The sequence below is a fragment of the Pseudomonas sp. UYIF39 genome (assembly GCF_029963765.1).
Lineage (GTDB): Bacteria > Pseudomonadota > Gammaproteobacteria > Pseudomonadales > Pseudomonadaceae > Aquipseudomonas.
Map to the genome: position 1 here is coordinate 1 of NZ_JALBYU010000026.1, position 17,325 is coordinate 17,325.

General features: G+C 60.3%; 12 protein-coding genes. 8 read left to right on the plus strand and 4 right to left on the minus strand.

Annotated features, from left to right (window positions below):
- The first annotated feature begins 215 nt into the window (after positions 1 to 215).
- From tpx to MO767_RS25785, 7 genes are all read left to right on the plus strand, one after another.
- Positions 216 to 716 carry a thiol peroxidase gene (gene tpx, locus MO767_RS25755; RefSeq protein ID WP_282482826.1) on the plus strand — a complete coding sequence of 167 codons (501 nt, stop codon included), beginning with the start codon at positions 216 to 218 and terminating at the stop codon, positions 714 to 716.
- A 177-nt stretch (positions 717 to 893) separates the two neighbouring features.
- Positions 894 to 2,210 (plus strand): MdtA/MuxA family multidrug efflux RND transporter periplasmic adaptor subunit, encoded by a 1,317-nt coding sequence (locus MO767_RS25760; protein ID WP_282482827.1) that lies wholly within the window; start codon positions 894 to 896, stop codon positions 2,208 to 2,210.
- Positions 2,207 to 5,311, plus strand: a complete 3,105-nt coding sequence (locus MO767_RS25765) for an MdtB/MuxB family multidrug efflux RND transporter permease subunit (protein ID WP_282482828.1) — start codon at positions 2,207 to 2,209, stop codon at positions 5,309 to 5,311. Before MO767_RS25760 ends, MO767_RS25765 begins: the two co-directional genes overlap by 4 nt.
- Positions 5,308 to 8,415 (plus strand): efflux RND transporter permease subunit, encoded by a 3,108-nt coding sequence (locus tag MO767_RS25770; protein WP_282482829.1) that lies wholly within the window; start codon positions 5,308 to 5,310, stop codon positions 8,413 to 8,415. The genes MO767_RS25765 and MO767_RS25770 overlap by 4 nt, the downstream gene beginning before the upstream one ends.
- Positions 8,412 to 9,893, plus strand: coding sequence for an efflux transporter outer membrane subunit (locus tag MO767_RS25775; protein WP_282482830.1), 1,482 nt, complete (start codon positions 8,412 to 8,414; stop codon positions 9,891 to 9,893). Before MO767_RS25770 ends, MO767_RS25775 begins: the two co-directional genes overlap by 4 nt.
- Positions 9,894 to 10,062: 169 nt before the next feature.
- Positions 10,063 to 12,144, plus strand: coding sequence for an EAL domain-containing protein (locus MO767_RS25780; protein WP_282482831.1), 2,082 nt, complete (start codon positions 10,063 to 10,065; stop codon positions 12,142 to 12,144).
- 92 nt (positions 12,145 to 12,236) lie between these two features.
- Positions 12,237 to 12,983 (plus strand): SDR family oxidoreductase, encoded by a 747-nt coding sequence (locus MO767_RS25785; RefSeq protein WP_149415723.1) that lies wholly within the window; start codon positions 12,237 to 12,239, stop codon positions 12,981 to 12,983.
- A gap of 33 nt (positions 12,984 to 13,016) precedes the next feature.
- Here MO767_RS25785 and mapR read toward each other — a convergent pair whose 3' ends face one another.
- The 3 genes from mapR to MO767_RS25800 all read right to left on the minus strand — a co-directional run bounded on the left by mapR (position 13,017) and on the right by MO767_RS25800 (position 16,358).
- A complete protein-coding gene (mapR, locus tag MO767_RS25790; RefSeq protein ID WP_282482832.1) occupies positions 13,017 to 14,426 on the minus strand; it encodes a GntR family transcriptional regulator MpaR in 1,410 nt (469 codons plus the stop codon).
- 72 nt (positions 14,427 to 14,498) lie between these two features.
- Positions 14,499 to 15,929 carry a cytochrome c oxidase accessory protein CcoG gene (gene ccoG / locus MO767_RS25795; RefSeq protein ID WP_282482833.1) on the minus strand — a complete coding sequence of 477 codons (1,431 nt, stop codon included), beginning with the start codon at positions 15,927 to 15,929 and terminating at the stop codon, positions 14,499 to 14,501.
- Between the two features lie 195 nt (positions 15,930 to 16,124).
- Positions 16,125 to 16,358, minus strand: a complete 234-nt coding sequence (locus MO767_RS25800; protein WP_282482834.1) for a DUF3203 family protein — start codon at positions 16,356 to 16,358, stop codon at positions 16,125 to 16,127.
- A gap of 122 nt (positions 16,359 to 16,480) precedes the next feature.
- On the opposite strand from MO767_RS25800, the gene MO767_RS25805 reads away from it, so the two are divergent.
- The gene (locus MO767_RS25805; RefSeq protein ID WP_129443892.1) at positions 16,481 to 16,981 is read left to right on the plus strand and encodes an MgtC/SapB family protein; all 501 of its coding nucleotides are present in this window, start codon (positions 16,481 to 16,483) and stop codon (positions 16,979 to 16,981) included.
- 68 nt (positions 16,982 to 17,049) lie between these two features.
- Here the strand turns inward: MO767_RS25805 and MO767_RS25810 are convergent, their stop codons facing one another.
- Positions 17,050 to 17,214: a hypothetical protein gene (locus MO767_RS25810; protein ID WP_165353285.1), complete on the minus strand. Its 165-nt coding sequence runs from the start codon at positions 17,212 to 17,214 to the stop codon at positions 17,050 to 17,052.
- Positions 17,215 to 17,325 lie beyond the last annotated feature (111 nt).

Sequence of the window (17,325 nt, forward strand, 5' to 3'; positions counted from 1 at the left end):
CCAGTCGACACCCATTTTGAATGTTAGTCCGCTATCGTCGGAACGCCGCCCGGAGCAAGCTCGCTCCCACAGGTTTGTGTTGATTGTTAGAGTTGTATCCAATTTAGGGGGCGACACTTCACAATTTGTATCTGGGCATAGGTCGTCGGGCCATTTCGTGGTTAACTTCGGCCTCTTCAAAATTCTCTACAACAACGTTCAGAAGGACTCCGTTCATGGCTCAAGTCACTCTTAAAGGCTCCCCGGTTCAAGTCAACGGCCAACTGCCACAAGCCGGTTCCAAGGCGCCAGCCTTTTCCCTGGTTGCCGGCAATCTGTCCGACGTGACCCTGGCGAGCTTCGCCGGCAAGCGCAAAGTGCTGAACATCTTCCCAAGCGTCGATACCCCGACCTGCGCCACTTCGGTTCGCAAGTTCAACGCCCAGGCCAACGATGTCGCCAACACTGTCGTGCTGTGCATCTCCGCTGACCTGCCGTTCGCTCAAGCTCGCTTCTGCGGCGCCGAAGGCCTGGAAAACGTACAGAACCTGTCGACCCTGCGCGGTGCCGAGTTCATCGAGAACTACGGCGTTGCCATCGCTGACGGCCCGCTCAAAGGCCTGACGGCCCGTGCCGTCGTGGTTCTGGACGAAAACGACAACGTTCTGCACAGCGAACTGGTCAGCGAAATCGCTCAAGAGCCGAATTACGAAGCAGCGCTCGCTGTTCTGAAGTAAGCAGCTTTTACATTTGTTAACGGCCTGGCACTGTCCAGGCCGTTTTCATTTGTGCTTCAGTGTCTTAGATAAATCTCCTGTTACGTAAGCCGAAGGTAAATTGCCGGTAAAGCCGCTTTGCTTAATACCCGCCAGTGCTTATCGTTCAGCCTCCTGTAGAAGAAGCCCACGCGCCCAATGGTTGATCATTCCATGCAATCCTCCGTTTCCCGTAGTCCCCGTCGCTGGCTGTTTGGCCTGCTTGTCCTGTTGGTCATCGCTGGCCTGTGCTGGAAATTCTGGCCCGCCGGCACTGTCCAAAAAGAGGGCGCAGGGCAAAAGGCCGTTGCCGGGCATACCGGAAGGTCGGGGGGGATGCGTCCGGGTTTCGGCGGGGCGACCGGGCCCGTTCCAGTGCGTGTCGCGCCTGCGGTCAAGGGTGACTTCCCGCTGTACTACAAGGCGCTGGGCACCGTGACGGCGCTGAACACCATCAATGTGCGCAGCCGCGTCGGTGGTGAGCTGATGAAGATCTCATTCGAGGAAGGACAGATGGTCAAGGCGGGCGATCTGCTGGCTGAAATCGACCCGCGTCCTTACCAGAACGCCTTGCTTCAGGCCGAAGGCACGTTGCTGCAGAACCAGGCACAACTGAAAAACGCCCTGGTCGATGTGGAGCGCTATCGCGGCCTGTATCGCGAAGACAGTATCGCCAAGCAGACCCTGGACACCGCCGAAGCGCTGGTGGGCCAGTATCAGGGCACGGTCAAAACCAATCAGGCGGCGGTCAACGACGCCAAGCTCAACCTGGAATTCACCAAGATCCGCGCCCCCATTGCCGGGCGTGTGGGCTTGCGTCAGCTGGATGTCGGCAACCTGGTGGCCGCCAACGACACCACCGCACTGGTGATCATCACCCAGACCCAACCGATCAGCGTCGCCTTCACCTTGCCGGAAAACAGCCTGGAAACCGTGCTGGCCCGTTATCGCTCCGGCGCCAAACTGCCCGCCGAAGCCTGGGACCGCGGCGACACCAAGTTGCAGGCCACCGGCGTCTTGCAGAGCCTGGATAACCAGATCGACGTCGCCACCGGCACCCTGAAATTCAAGGCACGCTACGAGAACCGCGACCAAGCGCTGTTCCCGAACCAGTTCGTCAACGTCCACCTGCTGGCCGACACCCTCAAAGACGTGGTGCTCGCACCTTCGGCAGCGATTCAGTTCGGCACCAACGGTACGTTTGTCTACGCCCTGGACGGCGACAAGAAAGTCGTGATTCGTCAGTTGAAAGTCGGCGCCAGTGATGGTGAGAACACCGTGATTACCGAAGGCCTGGCCCCTGGGGATCGCGTGGTCCTTGAAGGCACCGACCGCTTGAAGGAAGGCAGCGAAGTCGAAGTGGTCAACGACACCAAGGATGTACCGACCGCCCCGACCGGCCACCTGCAAGGCAAGTCGGCGGCCAGCTCGACTGAGCCTGCGACCACCGACAAGGCGAAAAAGGGCGGCGCATGAACATCTCGCGGCTGTTCATCCTTCGCCCGGTCGCCACGACCCTGAGCATGCTGGCCATTATCCTGGCCGGCGTGATCGCCTATAGGCTGTTGCCGGTGTCGGCATTGCCTCAGGTCGATTACCCGACCATCCGCGTCATGACGCTGTACCCCGGTGCCAGCCCGGATGTCATGACCAGCGCCGTGACCGCGCCCCTTGAGCGTCAATTCGGGCAGATGCCCGGCCTGACCCAGATGGCCTCGACCAGTTCCGGCGGTGCTTCGGTGCTGACCCTGCGTTTCAGCCTCGACATCAACATGGACGTCGCCGAGCAGCAGGTGCAGGCGGCAATAAACGCCGCGACCAATTTGCTGCCCAAGGACCTGCCGGCACCGCCGGTTTACAACAAGGTCAACCCTGCGGACACCCCGGTGCTGACCCTGGCCATCACCTCCAAGACCATGCTGCTGCCCAAGCTCAATGACTTGGTCGACACGCGCATGGCGCAGAAAATTGCCCAGATCAGCGGCGTCGGCATGGTCAGCATTGCCGGCGGCCAGCGTCAGGCCGTGCGGATCAAGGTCAACCCGGAAGCCCTGGCGGCCAATGGCTTGAACCTGTCGGACGTACGCACCTTGATCGGCGCGTCCAACGTCAACCAGCCCAAGGGCAACTTCGACGGCCCGACCCGGGTGTCGATGCTCGATGCAAACGATCAACTGACCTCGCCCAAGGACTACGCCAACCTGATTCTTGCCTACGTTAACGGCGCGCCGTTGCGGCTCAAGGACGTGGCGGAGATCGTCGATGGCGCGGAAAACGAACGTCTGGCAGCGTGGGCCAATGAAAATCAGGCCGTGCTGTTGAACATCCAGCGTCAACCCGGTGCCAACGTCATTGAAGTGGTCGACCGGATCAAAGCCCTGTTGCCGAGCATCACCGACAACCTGCCGGCCGGTCTCGACGTCACCGTACTCACCGACCGCACCCAGACCATCCGCGCCTCGGTCACCGACGTGCAGCATGAATTGTTGATCGCCATTGCGTTGGTCGTGATGGTGACCTTCCTTTTCCTGCGGCGGGCCAGCGCCACGATCATTCCGTCGGTCGCGGTCCCACTGTCGCTGATCGGCACCTTCGGCGTGATGTACCTCGCGGGTTTCTCGGTCAACAACCTGACCCTGATGGCACTGACCATCGCCACCGGTTTCGTGGTGGACGATGCGATCGTCATGCTGGAGAACATTTCCCGATTTATCGAAGAGGGCGACAGCCCCCTGAATGCGGCGCTCAAGGGTGCCAAGCAGATCGGCTTCACGCTGATCTCCCTGACCCTGTCGCTGATCGCCGTACTGATCCCGTTGCTGTTCATGGCCGACGTGGTGGGGCGGCTGTTCCGTGAGTTTGCCATCACCCTGGCGGTGGCGATCCTGATTTCCCTGGTGGTGTCCCTGACCCTGACGCCGATGATGTGCGCGCGGTTGCTCAAGCGTGAACCGAAGGAAGAAGAACAGGGCCGTTTCTACCGGGCCAGCGGCGCCACAATTGATTGGATGATCGCGGCTTACGGGCGCAAGTTAAAGTGGGTTCTCAAGCATCAACCGCTGACTTTGATGGTGGCCATCGGCACGCTGGCGTTGACCGTGTTCCTCTACTTGGTGGTGCCCAAGGGCTTCTTCCCGGTGCAGGACACCGGGGTGATCCAGGGAATTTCCGAGGCGCCGCAGTCGATTTCCTTTGCGGCCATGAGTGAACGTCAGCAGGAACTGGCCAAAGTGATCCTGGCGGATCCGGCGGTGGAGAGCTTGTCGTCCTACATCGGCGTCGACGGTGACAACTCGACGCTGAACAGCGGTCGTCTGCTGATCAACCTCAAATCCCACGGCAATCGCGACCTGAGCGCCACCGAGGTGATTGCACGTCTGCAACCGGAACTGGACAAACTCATCGGCATTCGCCTGTTCATGCAACCGGTGCAGGACCTGACCATCGAAGACCGCGTCAGCCGGACTCAATACCAGTTCAGCATGTCGTCGCCGGATTCCGAGCTGCTCAGTCTGTGGAGCGGTCGTCTGGTGGAAGCCCTGGCCCAACGGCCAGAGCTGACCGACGTCGCCAGCGATTTGCAGGACAAGGGCTTGCAGGTCTATCTGGTGATTGACCGCGACGCGGCGTCGCGTGTCGGCGTGTCGGTGTCGAACATCACCGATGCGCTGTATGACGCCTTCGGTCAGCGGCAGATTTCCACCATCTACACCCAGGCCAGCCAATACCGCGTGGTGCTGCAATCGCAGGCCGGCGAGAAAATCGGTGTGGAAGCGCTGAATCAGATTCATGTGAAAACCACCGACGGCGGGCAAGTGCGCCTGTCCAGTCTGGCGCACATCGAGGAGCGTCAGGCCCAACTGGCGATCACTCATATCGGTCAGTTCCCGGCAGTGATGATGTCCTTCAACCTCGCGCCCGGTGTGGCGTTGGGGCATGCGGTGGAGATCATCGACCAGGTGCAGAAAGACATCGGCATGCCGATCGGCGTGCAGACCCAGTTCCAGGGCGCGGCCGAGGCATTCCAGGCGTCGCTGTCGAGCACCTTGCTGCTGATTCTGGCGGCGGTGGTCACCATGTACATCGTGCTTGGTGTGCTTTACGAGAGTTACATCCACCCGATCACCATTCTCTCGACCTTGCCCTCGGCGGCGGTCGGCGCCTTGCTGGCGCTGCTGTTGAGCGGGAATGACCTGGGCATGATCGCGATCATCGGCATCATTTTGTTGATCGGCATCGTGAAAAAGAACGCGATCATGATGATCGACTTCGCCCTCGACGCAGAACGCAATCAGGGCATGGACCCGGAAACGGCGATCTACCAGGCGGCGCTGCTGCGTTTCCGGCCGATTCTGATGACCACACTGGCCGCGTTGTTCGGCGCGGTGCCACTGATGCTGGCGACCGGCTCCGGCGCGGAACTGCGGCAACCGTTGGGTCTGGTGATGGTGGGTGGCTTGTTGGTGAGTCAGGTGCTGACGCTGTTTACCACTCCGGTCATCTACCTGTACTTCGACCGCCTGGGTCGGCGCTGGGGGCGCAAGCCTGAAGCCGTGGAAGCGGCGGAACAGCCATGAACCTGTCCGGACCTTTCATCAAGAGACCGGTGGCGACGATGTTGCTGAGCCTGGCGATCATGCTGCTGGGCGGTGTGAGCTTCGGGCTGTTGCCGGTTGCGCCGTTGCCGCAGATGGACTTCCCGGTGATCGTGGTTCAGGCGAGTCTGGCCGGTGCGAGCCCGGAGGTCATGGCCTCGACCGTGGCCACGCCGCTGGAACGCTCCTTCGGCGCCATCGCCGGGGTCAACACCATGAGCAGCCGCTCCAGCCAGGGCTCGACCCGCGTGATTTTGCAGTTCGACCTGGACCGCGACATCAACGGCGCGGCGCGGGAAGTGCAGGCGGCGATCAACGCTTCGCGCAACCTGCTGCCGAGCGGGATGCGCAGCATGCCGACCTACAAGAAGGTCAACCCGTCCCAGGCGCCGGTCATGGTGCTGTCGTTGACCTCCGACGTGCTGGAAAAAGGCCAGCTCTACGATTTGGCCTCGACGATTCTGTCCCAGAGCGTGTCTCAGGTGCAGGGTGTCGGCGAAGTGCAGATCGGCGGCAGTTCCCTGCCGGCGGTGCGCATCGAACTCGAACCGCAGGCGCTCAACCAATACGGCGTGGCGCTGGACGATGTGCGCAACACCATCGCCAACGCCAACGTGCGCAGGCCAAAAGGGTCGGTCGAAGATAGCCAGCGGCTGTGGCAGGTTCAGGCCAACGATCAACTGGAAAAAGCCAAGGATTACGAGTCGCTGATCATTCACTACGCGGACGGCGCGGCCCTGCGCCTGAAGGATGTGGCCAAGGTCAGCGACGGCGTCGAAGACCGCTACAACAGCGGTTTCTTCAACAACGACGCGGCGGTACTGCTGGTGATCAACCGCCAGGCTGGCGCCAACATCATCGAGACGGTCAACGAAATCAAGGCTCAACTGCCGGCGTTGCAGGCGGTGTTGCCGGCCAGCGTGAAGCTGAACGTGGCGATGGACCGGTCGCCGGTGATCAAGGCGACCTTGCACGAAGCGGAAATGACCCTCCTGATTGCCGTGGCACTGGTGATTCTGGTGGTATTCCTGTTCCTCGGTAACTTCCGCGCCTCGTTGATTCCGACCCTTGCGGTGCCCGTGTCGCTGGTCGGCACCTTTGCGGTGATGTACCTCTACGGATTCTCCCTGAACAATCTGTCGCTGATGGCGCTGATTCTGGCCACTGGGTTGGTGGTGGACGACGCCATTGTGGTGCTGGAGAACATTTCGCGGCACATCGACAAAGGCGTACCGCCGATGAAGGCCGCGTACCTCGGGGCGCAGGAAGTCGGCTTCACCTTGCTGTCGATGAACGTCTCGCTGGTGGCGGTGTTCCTGTCGATCCTGTTCATGGGCGGGATTGTCGAAAGCCTGTTTCGCGAGTTTTCCATCACGTTGGCGGCGTCCATCGTGGTGTCGCTGCTGGTCTCCTTGACGCTCACGCCAATGCTCTGCGCTCGCTGGCTCAAGCCGCATACGCCGGGTGAGGAAAACCGTTTGCAGCGCTGGAGTCAGCGCGCCAACGAGTGGATGGTCGGCAAATACGCCACAAGCCTCGACTGGGTGCTGCGTCATCGCCGGTTGACCTTGCTCAGTCTTATCGTGACAGTTGGCGTTAATATTGCGCTGTATGTCGTTGTTCCTAAGACATTTCTACCTCAGCAGGATACCGGTCAACTGATCGGTTTCGTGCGCGGCGACGACGGGCTGTCCTTCAGCGTGATGCAGCCGAAAATGGAAACCTTCCGCCGTGCCGTGCTCAAGGATGACGCGGTGCAAAGCGTCGCCGGCTTCATCGGCGGCACCAACGGCACCAACAACGCCTTCATGCTGGTGCGGCTGAAACCGATCAACGAACGCAATATTTCTGCGCAAAAGGTCATTGAACGCCTGCGCAAGGAAATGCCCAAGGTCGCCGGTGCGCAGCTGATGCTGATGGCCGATCAGGACCTGCAGTTTGGTGGCGGTCGTGAACAGACCACGTCGCAGTATTCCTACATCCTGCAAAGCGCCGACCTTGGCGAATTGCGCGAGTGGTATCCGAAAGTCGTCACCGCACTCAAGGCTTTGCCGGAGCTGACGGCGATTGATGCCCGCGAAGGCCGTGGCGCGCAGCAAGTGACGCTGATTGTCGATCGTGATCAGGCCAAACGCCTGGGCGTCGACATGGACATGGTCACCGCGGTGCTGAATAACGCCTACAGCCAGCGGCAGATTTCAACGATCTACGACAGCCTTAACCAGTATCAGGTGGTCATGGAGGTCAATCCCAAATATGCCCAGGACCCGATCACCCTCAAACAGGTTCAGGTGATCACCGCCGACGGTGCGCGGATTCCGCTCTCGACCATCGCTCATTACGAAAACAGTCTGGAAGACGACCGCGTCAGCCACGAAGGTCAGTTCGCCTCCGAGAGCATTTCCTTCGACATGGCCGAAGGCGTGACGGTGGAGCAGGGCACGGCGGCCATCGAGCGGGCTATCGCCAAACTGGGTATGCCGGAAGACGTGATCGTGAAAATGGCCGGCACCGCCGACGCCTTCGCCGCGACCCAGAAGAGCCAACCGTGGATGATTCTTGGGGCGCTGGTGGCGGTGTATCTGGTGCTCGGTGTGCTGTATGAAAGCTACATCCATCCGCTGACCATTCTCTCGACCTTGCCGTCGGCCGGGGTCGGCGCGTTGCTGTCGATCTATGCGCTGGGCGGTGAGTTCAGCCTTATCTCGTTGCTCGGGCTGTTCCTGCTGATCGGCGTGGTGAAGAAAAATGCCATTCTAATGATCGACCTGGCCTTGCAGCTGGAACGGCATCAGGGCATGGCACCGCTGGAATCGATTCGCAGCGCCTGCCTGCAACGCCTCCGTCCCATTCTGATGACCACCCTGGCGGCGATCCTCGGCGCGTTGCCGTTGCTGCTGAGCCGCGCCGAAGGTGCGGAAATGCGTCAGCCGCTGGGCCTGACCATCATCGGCGGGCTGATCTTCAGCCAGGTGCTGACCCTTTACACCACCCCGGTGGTTTACCTCTATCTCGACAAACTGCGCCATCGCTTCAACCACTGGCGTGGGGTGCGTACCGATGCTGCTCTGGAAACTCCGCTATGACTGACCGTTCGCTTATCACTCTGGCTGCACCGCTGGTAACGGCCCGAGGCTCGCGTTTGCTGAGCCTGGCGCTGTGCGTGGCGATGCTCAGCGCTTGCGCCATCGGCCCGGATTACCAGCGCCCGCAAGCGGCTGCGCCGGCGCAATACAAAGAAGCGGCAGGCTGGCGTCAGGCCAAACCCGGCGATTCCCTGGCCCGTGGCGCCTGGTGGGAGTTGTATGGTGATCAGCAGCTCAATGGCCTGATTGAAAAACTCAACAGTGGCAACCAGACAGTCGCGCAGTCCGAAGCCCAGTACCGTCAGGCCCAGGCCTTGGTGCGCAGTGCCCGTGGCGCGTTTTTTCCGACCGTGGACCTGACCGTCGGGAAAAACCGCTCCAGCCAGGGCACCGGCAGCAGCAGTTCGAGCCTGACCAGTTCTTCCAGCGGGATTCGCGACACTTACACCGCACAGGCCGGAGTCAGTTGGGAGGCCGACGTTTGGGGAAAACTGCGCCGAGGCCTTGAAGCCGACACCGCCAACGCCGAGGCGAGTTTTGCCGATTTGGCGGCGATGCGCTTGAGCCAGCAGTCGGAACTGGTGCAGAACTATCTGCAATTGCGCGTGATCGACGAGCAGAAACGCCTGCTGGAAGCGACGGTCGAGGCCTATCAGCGCTCGCTGACTATGACTGAAAACCAGTATCGCGCCGGTGTCTCGGGCAAGGATGCTGTGGCGCAGGCCCAGACTCAGCTAAAAAGCACCCAGGCTGACATGGTTGATTTGATCTGGCAGCGTGCTCAATTCGAGAATGCCATTGCGGTACTGATCGGGCTACCGCCGGCCGAGTTCAGCCTGGCTGAAAGCAAAGACATTCCTGCGTTGCCCGAGATACCGCTGAGCCTGCCTTCGCAATTGCTTGAGCGCCGCCCAGACATCGCCTCCGCCGAACGCTCGGTGATGGCGGCTAATGCCAACATCGGTGTGGCCAAGGCGGCCTATTACCCGGACTTCACCCTGAGTCTGAACGGTGGCTATAGCAGCAGCACCTATGCCAACTGGATCAGCTTGCCGAACCGCTTCTGGTCGGTCGGACCGCAATTGGCCATGACCTTGTTCGACGGCGGCCAGCGCTCCGCGGAAGTTGACCGCAGCGAAGCGGCCTACGACGAAACAGTAGCCAAGTACCGCCAGACCGTGCTCGATGGCTTCCGTGAAGTGGAAAACTACCTGGTGCAACTCAAGGTCCTGGAAGACGAAGCGGGCGTGCGCCAGGAAGCACTGGACGCGGCGCGAGAATCCTTGCGTCTGACCCAGAACCAGTACAAGGCCGGTGTGATCGCTTATCTGGGCGTGGTGGTCGTTCAGGCCACAGCGTTGAACAATGAACGCAGCGTGCTGAGCCTGTTGCAGAGCCGGTTGATTGCCAGCGTGCAATTGATCGCGGCACTGGGTGGCGGCTGGGATGGGGCATTGCAAGTGAGCGAAAAAGAGTAGGCATCAGCTCCGATGATCGTCAGTTAATGTGAAACCTTAAAACGAGTGTTTCATCGGCTTGATGGCCATTTGCTTATTTTGTCAGTGCGTTCTTTTGCGCAATCAGTACAATCGCCCAATTTGCCCCCCGAGAATGGAAGCAGTACGGAGGGCAGTCGCGAGAAGTCTCATGCTTATCGGTAGCTACTCCCCCACGCTGGTTATCATCTCGCTTTTTGTGGCGATTCTCGCCTCCTATACCGCGCTCGACCTGACCGAACGCATCTCCACGGCCAAGGGCCGGGCCGTGTATTTATGGACGGCGGGCGGCGCCTTTGCCATGGGGGTTGGCGTGTGGTCGATGCATTTCATCGGCATGCTTGCGTTCAAATTGCCCATCGACCTCGGTTACGACGTCGGCATCACATTGCTGTCGCTGCTGATTGGCATCCTGTCCTGCGGCTTTGCCCTGTGGCTGGTCAGCCAGCCACAATTGCCAGCCTGGCAATTGGCGTTCGGTGCGCTGGTCATGGGCGCCGGGATCAGCGCGATGCACTACACCGGCATGGCCGCCATGCGCATGCAGCCGGGTATCGATTACGATCCGACGCTATTCGGCGCCTCGCTGCTGATTGCCGTAGTCGCCTCGGGCGCCGCGTTATGGATCGCTTTCCGCCTGCGCCAACACACACCTTATGTCGGCCTGATCCGTGGCGGTGCAGCGGTGATCATGGGCCTTGCTATTGTCGGCATGCACTACACCGGCATGGCGGCGGCACGTTTCCCGGACGGCAGCTTCTGTGGCGCGGCCGTCAGCGGCTTGAATGGCAAGGGCCTGGACAATCTGGTGCTGATCACCACCCTGGCGGTGTTGAGTCTTGCCTTGTTGACCTCGATCCTCGATGCGCGCCTTGAGGCACGAACCGCAGAACTCGCCCACTCATTGACCGAGGCCAACCGCGAACTGACCCAACTGGCCTTGCATGACACCCTGACCGGCCTGCCGAATCGCGTGTTGCTGGCTGATCGCATCGAGCAGGCAATGTCCATGGTGCGTGAGCAAGACGGCTGTTTCGCGTTGATGTTCATCGATCTGGACGGTTTCAAACCGGTCAACGATGCCTTTGGGCACCATATGGGCGATCTGTTGTTGCGTGACGTCGGCTTGCGCCTGCGTGAGGATTTGCGCAGCCAGGACACCCTGGCGCGGATCGGCGGTGATGAATTTGTATTGCTGGTGCAACTCGGCGAGCAGAATGACGCATTGAACCTGGCGGCCCGTCAGGTCGGGCTGATCGCGCGTTCGTTCCGGGTCGGCGAACATGACTTGCAGATTTCCGCCAGTGTCGGCATCGCGATTTATCCGGGTAACGGTGAAACCGCCGAAGAGTTGCTGATGAACGCCGACGCGGCGATGTATCACGCCAAGGGCGCCGGCAAAAACGGCTATTGCTTCTTCGATGCCTCGATGAACAGCAACGCGCGCAAACAGCTGCAATTGCTGCAGGACTTGCGTATCGCCCTTGATCAGCAGCAATTCAGTCTCTATTACCAACCCAAGTTCGATGCCAACAATGGCCGGCCGGTCGGTGCCGAGGCGTTGCTTCGCTGGGTGCATCCGACCCAGGGCATGCTGCTGCCGGACAAGTTCATCGAACTGGCGGAAAAGACCGGGCTGATCATTCCGATTGGCGAATGGGTGCTCAACGAAGCCTGCCGTCAGATGCGCGAGTGGTACGTTCTCGGGTATACCGACTGGCGCATCGCGGTGAACCTTTCAGCCCTGCAGTTCTGCCACGCAGGCCTGGTCCAGAGCGTCGCCAAAGCCTTGGCCACTCACCAGTTGCCGGCCAACAGCCTGACCCTCGAGATCACAGAAACTACCGCCATGAGCGATGCCGATGCGAGCATGACGGTGCTTCAGGAGCTTTCGACAATGGGTGTCGACCTGTCGATCGACGACTTTGGCACCGGCTATTCGAGCCTGATGTACCTCAAGCGCTTGCCGGCTAACGAACTGAAGATCGACCGGGGGTTTGTCCGCGATCTGGAGCGCGACAGTGATGACGCCGCCATCGTTTCCGCCATCGTCGCCCTCGGTCAGGCGTTGGGGTTGCGGATCGTCGCCGAAGGGGTGGAAACCGACTCGCAGCAAGACTTCCTGACGCAACTCGGTTGTGATTCGCTTCAGGGTTATCTGCTCGGGCACCCGCTGCCTGCCGAGCGCTTCATGGTGGATATTCACCGCGCAGAGCAATTGGCGGTGAGTTGAGAACACTGTGATTGATGTGAGTCCATGCAAAAGCCGGCGATGACGGTTATTCTTGGCCCCGACCGCTAACGCTGGAATGGGGGAAATTTCGCATGGACAAAGTCATCGTCATCACTGGCGGCAGCCGCGGTATCGGCGCCGCCACAGCCCTGTTGGCCGCCGAACAAGGCTATCGGATCTGCATCAACTACCTGGCCGATGAATCGGCTGCGCAAACGGTGCTGGAGCAAGTCCGGGCGCTGGGCGCGCAAGCCATCGCGGTGCGCGCTGACGTCAGCATCGAAGATGAAGTGATCGCGCTGTTCCACCGCGTGGACACCGAGTTGGGCCGGGTCACGGCACTGGTGAATAACGCCGGCACCGTCGGGCATAAGTCCCGAGTCGATGAAATGTCCGAATTCCGTATTCTCAAAATCCTCAGAACCAACGTCCTGGCGCCGATCCTCTGCGCCAAACACGCGATCCTGCGCATGTCGCCCAAACATGGCGGGCAGGGTGGCAGCATCGTTAACGTGTCCTCGGTGGCCTCACGCCTGGGCGCGCCAAGTGAATACGTCGACTACGCCGCCTCCAAAGGTGCGCTCGATACCTTCACCATCGGCCTGTCAAAAGAAGTGGCCGGCGAAGGCATCCGCGTCAACGCCGTGCGCCCTGGTTACATCTATACCGATTTCCATGCGTTGAGCGGCGATCCGGATCGGGTCAGCAAACTGGAATCGGCGATACCGATGGCCCGGGGTGGGCGGCCGGATGAAGTGGCTGAAGCAATTGTGTGGTTGCTGTCGGACAAGGCTTCCTATGCGACCGGTACTTTTGTTGATCTCGGCGGCGGGCGCTAGCACTGATCGTTCCCACTCTGTAGGAACGATCATTCAGAAGGACCTTACAATCCGCCCCAACGTCTCCATCGCCTTCTCGGCCGTCTCATCCCAGGGGCTGCCGTAATTCAGGCGGATACAATTCCTGAAGCGCTGGGTCGGCGAAAAGATCGGCCCGGGCGCAATGCTGATCCCTTGCGCCAACGCCATCTGAAACAACTTCAGCGAATCCATCTGCGGTGGCAATTCCAGCCACAAAAAATAGCCGCCGGCTGGTTGGCTGACGCGAGTCTGGGTCGGGAAGTAGCGCGCGATGGCGGCGAGCATGGCGCTTTGCTGTTCTTCAAGCGCATAGCGCAGTTTTCGCAGGTGCCGGTCGTAGCCGCCGTGTTGCAGGTAATCGGCGATGGCCGCCTGGGCCGGCATTGACGCGCACAGCGACGTCATGAGTTTCAGCCGTTCGATCTTCTGCGCATAGCGCCCGGCGGCGACCCAGCCGATGCGGTAGCCAGGGGCCAGGCTTTTGGCAAACGAACCGCAGTGCATCACCAGCCCTTCGGTATCAAAAGCCTTGGCCGGTTTCGGCGCCTGTTGGCCGTAATACAGCTCTGCGTAGACATCGTCCTCGATCAACGGCACCTGATGGTTGCGCAATAGCTCCACCAGTTCCTGTTTCTTCGCCTCGGGCATCGTCGCGCCCATCGGGTTCTGGAAGCTGGTCATGCACCAGACAGCCTTGATCGGGTGCCGTGCCAGGGTTTGCGCGAGTACGCCAAGGTCGATGCCATCGCGCGGGTGCACAGGGATTTCCACGGCTTTGAGCTTCAGCCGCTCCAGGATTTGCAGGCACGCGTAGAACGCCGGGGCTTCGATGGCCACCAGATCGCCGGGCTCGGTGACCGCTTGCAGACACAGGTTCAGCGCTTCCAGCGCGCCGTTGGTGATCAGCAGTTCTTCCATGGGCAGCATCAGCCCGCCGACCATGTAGCGCAGGGCGATTTGTCGACGCAGTTGCGGGTTGCCCGGCGACATGTCGGTGACGACCATGCGCGGGTCCATCTCTCGGGCGGCGCTGGCCAGAGAGCGGGACAGGCGCTGCAGCGGGAACAGAGTAGGGCTGGGGAAGGCCGAGCCGAAGGGCACGGTGTTCGGGTCCTTGATCGAGTCGAGGACCGAGAACACCAGTTCGCTGACGTCGACTTCGGTGGACTCGTTGACCTGACTGCTGATCACCGGCTCCGAGAACGGGCTCGGCGCGTGTGCGTTGACAAAGTAGCCGGAACGCGGGCGAGCGCGGATCAGGCCGCGACGTTCGAGCAGGTAGTAGGCCTGGAACACCGTGGACGGGCTGACCCCGTAGGTCTGGCTGGCGTAGCGCACCGATGGCACACGCTGGCCGGGGCCGAGTACGCCGGAGCGGATCAGTTCAGCGATGTCGTCGGCGAATTTTTCGTAGCGTTTCATCGAGTGCCGGGGTGGGTGTCATTCATTTAAAAAAGGGTGGCAGTCAGATCTTTGGCTTCGCATCTTAAAGGCTCAACGATTCATCGGCGCAACAAACCGACTCTTCGCCACGCTATAAATCTCTGGCTCATCACTGTCGACAATCTTGAAGCTGATCGTCTGCGAACTGCTGCTCGGCCGTTCCGTGGTCATTGCCACCGACACCGGCACATCCACAATCTCACCCGGTGCCAGGCTCAGTTCGGTCTTGCCTTGCAGCAGGAAGCCGTCGCCTTCGACCAGGGTCAGACGGTAATCCTGACGTTGCTGGGTCTTGTTGATGACTTTCAGGCTGTAAATGTTCTCGATCTGCCCCTGACTGTTCTCGCGGAACAGGCCACGGTCCTTGCTCACGTCCAGCGACACCATCGGCCGCTCCACCAGCGCCAGGGCAAGTGCACCGATCATCACCAGCAGCACCGCGGTGTAGCCGATCAAACGTGGCCGCAACAAATGTGTCTTGCCACCCTGCAATTGATGCTCCGAGGTGTAGCTGATCAGCCCGCGGGCGTAGCCCATTTTGTCCATGATCGAATCACAGGCGTCGATACACGCGGCGCAGCCGATGCATTCCATCTGCAAGCCGTCGCGGATGTCGATGCCGGTCGGGCAGACCTGCACGCACAACTGGCAGTCGATGCAATCACCGAGGCCGACTTCAGCCGGTGCCACGTCACGTTTGCGCGGGCCACGGTTTTCGCCACGGGCGACGTCGTAGGAGATGGTCAGGGTGTCTTTGTCGAACATCACACTCTGGAACCGTGCATACGGACACATGTGCATGCACACCGCTTCACGCAGCCAACCGGCGTTGATGTAAGTCGCGCCGGTAAAGAACAGCACCCAGAACAGGCTGACGCCGCCCATCTGCAGGGTCAGCAGTTCCTCGGCCAGCGGCCGGATCGGGGTGAAATAGCCGACAAAGGTCAGGCCGGTCAACAGGCTGATGGCCAGCCACAAGGTGTGCTTGGCCGAGCGGCGGATCAGTTTGTTCAAACCCCAGGGCGCGGCTTGCAGCTTGATCCGCTGGTTGCGTTCGCCCTCGGTGATCTTCTCGCACCACATGAAAATCCAGGTCCAGGAGCTCTGTGGGCAGGTGTAACCGCACCAGACTCGCCCGGCGAACACGGTGATCGCAAAAAGACCGAACGCCGCGATGATTAGCAGCGCCGACAGCAGGATGAAATCCTGCGGCCAGAAGGTCGCACCGAAGATGTGGAATTTGCTCTCGGAAAGATCCCAGAGCACCGCTTGGCGGCCGCCCCAGTTCAACCACACCGTGCCAAAGAACAGCAGAAACAGAAACCCCGCGCCGCTCATGCGCAGGGTGCGGAACAGGCCGGTGAAGCTGCGGGTGTGGATCAGGTTGTCGCTGGACTTGGCCTTCATCTTTGGACGCGAAGGCTCATAGCTTTGAACGGGCGAAGCACTTTCAACAATTCGGACGGGGATTCTATCGCTCATGGTCTTTCGCTCATCAGCCTCCATCAGGCCTGAGCACTATGAGCGGCGATCTGTTTGCATAACAGACTCACCTATTGCAATAAAAAGCGGATCAGATGGACATTGATCCGCTGCCTGCGACAAGTTGATGCACCCGCTGCAGCGGGATGCAGGCGCTTATATCAAGCGTCAGCGGGGGTTGTTGATCCGGGTCAGTCAAATCACCGAATCACTGTCGGTGGCCTTCAAATGCTTACGCCCGTCGACTGCGCCTGCTACGGTCAATGCGTCGGCTTCTGCTTCGGTGATGTAGATGCGCTGGCCGTCGAGTTCCACCGCCGACATGGCTTTTTCCGAGTCGGTAATGATGGTGACGTCGGGACACAAACGAATTTCTTCGCCGTTCTCGGTAATGAAGAAGCTGGTCTGGTTTTCGATGCGCACAGTCATGGAGGCGTCCTTTTTTCTGCGGGTTATAAGGTGTTAGGGCACAGCCGAGGATCATCGTTCTGTGCAACCGATTAATGGTCGACGCGGTCCATCCTGAAACGACCTTTAACAAGGACAACGCCATGAACGCATGGTGGCATGAGGTTTGGGTGACCCTGCAAGCGGAGTTCGCCGACATTGGCGACGCTTCACAACTGACGCGCATTACCGTGCGCTTGCTGATGGCGGCGGTGTTGGGCGGGATTCTCGGCTTCGAACGCGAGCACAAGGGCAAGGCCGCCGGGGTCCGCACCCACATGCTGGTTGCCCTCGGCGCCGCGCTGTTCGTGCTGGTGCCGCAAATGTCCGGCTCGCAGGCCGATGCCATGAGCCGGGTGGTGCAGGGTGTGATCGCGGGGATCGGCTTTCTTGGCGCAGGGACTATTCTGAAAAACAACGAGGGCGACGAGGGGCACGTCAAAGGCCTGACCACCGCCGCGGGGTTGTGGATGACCGCCGCCATCGGCGTCTCGGCCGGGTTGGGGCGAGAGGCGACGGCGGTGTTCAGTACGTTGCTGGCGTTGGCGATATTCAGTGTGATGCCGAGGATCGTGCGATTACTGGAGAGGGATCACACCCCGTAGAAGCTGCCGAAGGCTGCGATCTTTTGATCTTGAAAAGCAAATCAAGAGATCGCAGCCTTCGGCAGCTCCTACGGTGTAACGATCACCGGCGGCATCGTCTCTGGCGGTTCTTCCCGCGGTGGCGGGGTGGTGCCGGGCGGATCTTGCTCAGGCACAGGCGTAGGTTCGGTCGGCGGAATGGTCGGGCTGTCGATGTTTGGATCAGGCGTTTCGGCAGGGATCGGAATGCTCATAAATTCAGTCTCCAGTGGCACATGGCGTAAGTCGTGCTTAAGTGTGTTGACCACCGTGTAAAGGAATTGATTCCTCCGAAGGCTCAGGCAATTCCTCGTGAACTTTTACCG

Coding starts and splice junctions, on each gene's coding strand:
- tpx (WP_282482826.1), top strand. CDS start 216: ATGGCTCAAGTCACTCTTAAAGGCTCCCCGGTTCAAGTCAACGGCCAA.
- MO767_RS25760 (WP_282482827.1), top strand. CDS start 894: ATGGTTGATCATTCCATGCAATCCTCCGTTTCCCGTAGTCCCCGTCGC.
- MO767_RS25765 (WP_282482828.1), top strand. CDS start 2,207: ATGAACATCTCGCGGCTGTTCATCCTTCGCCCGGTCGCCACGACCCTG.
- MO767_RS25770 (WP_282482829.1), top strand. CDS start 5,308: ATGAACCTGTCCGGACCTTTCATCAAGAGACCGGTGGCGACGATGTTG.
- MO767_RS25775 (WP_282482830.1), top strand. CDS start 8,412: ATGACTGACCGTTCGCTTATCACTCTGGCTGCACCGCTGGTAACGGCC.
- MO767_RS25780 (WP_282482831.1), top strand. CDS start 10,063: ATGCTTATCGGTAGCTACTCCCCCACGCTGGTTATCATCTCGCTTTTT.
- MO767_RS25785 (WP_149415723.1), top strand. CDS start 12,237: ATGGACAAAGTCATCGTCATCACTGGCGGCAGCCGCGGTATCGGCGCC.
- mapR (WP_282482832.1), bottom strand. CDS start 14,426: ATGAAACGCTACGAAAAATTCGCCGACGACATCGCTGAACTGATCCGC.
- ccoG (WP_282482833.1), bottom strand. CDS start 15,929: ATGAGCGATAGAATCCCCGTCCGAATTGTTGAAAGTGCTTCGCCCGTT.
- MO767_RS25800 (WP_282482834.1), bottom strand. CDS start 16,358: ATGACTGTGCGCATCGAAAACCAGACCAGCTTCTTCATTACCGAGAAC.
- MO767_RS25805 (WP_129443892.1), top strand. CDS start 16,481: ATGAACGCATGGTGGCATGAGGTTTGGGTGACCCTGCAAGCGGAGTTC.
- MO767_RS25810 (WP_165353285.1), bottom strand. CDS start 17,214: ATGAGCATTCCGATCCCTGCCGAAACGCCTGATCCAAACATCGACAGC.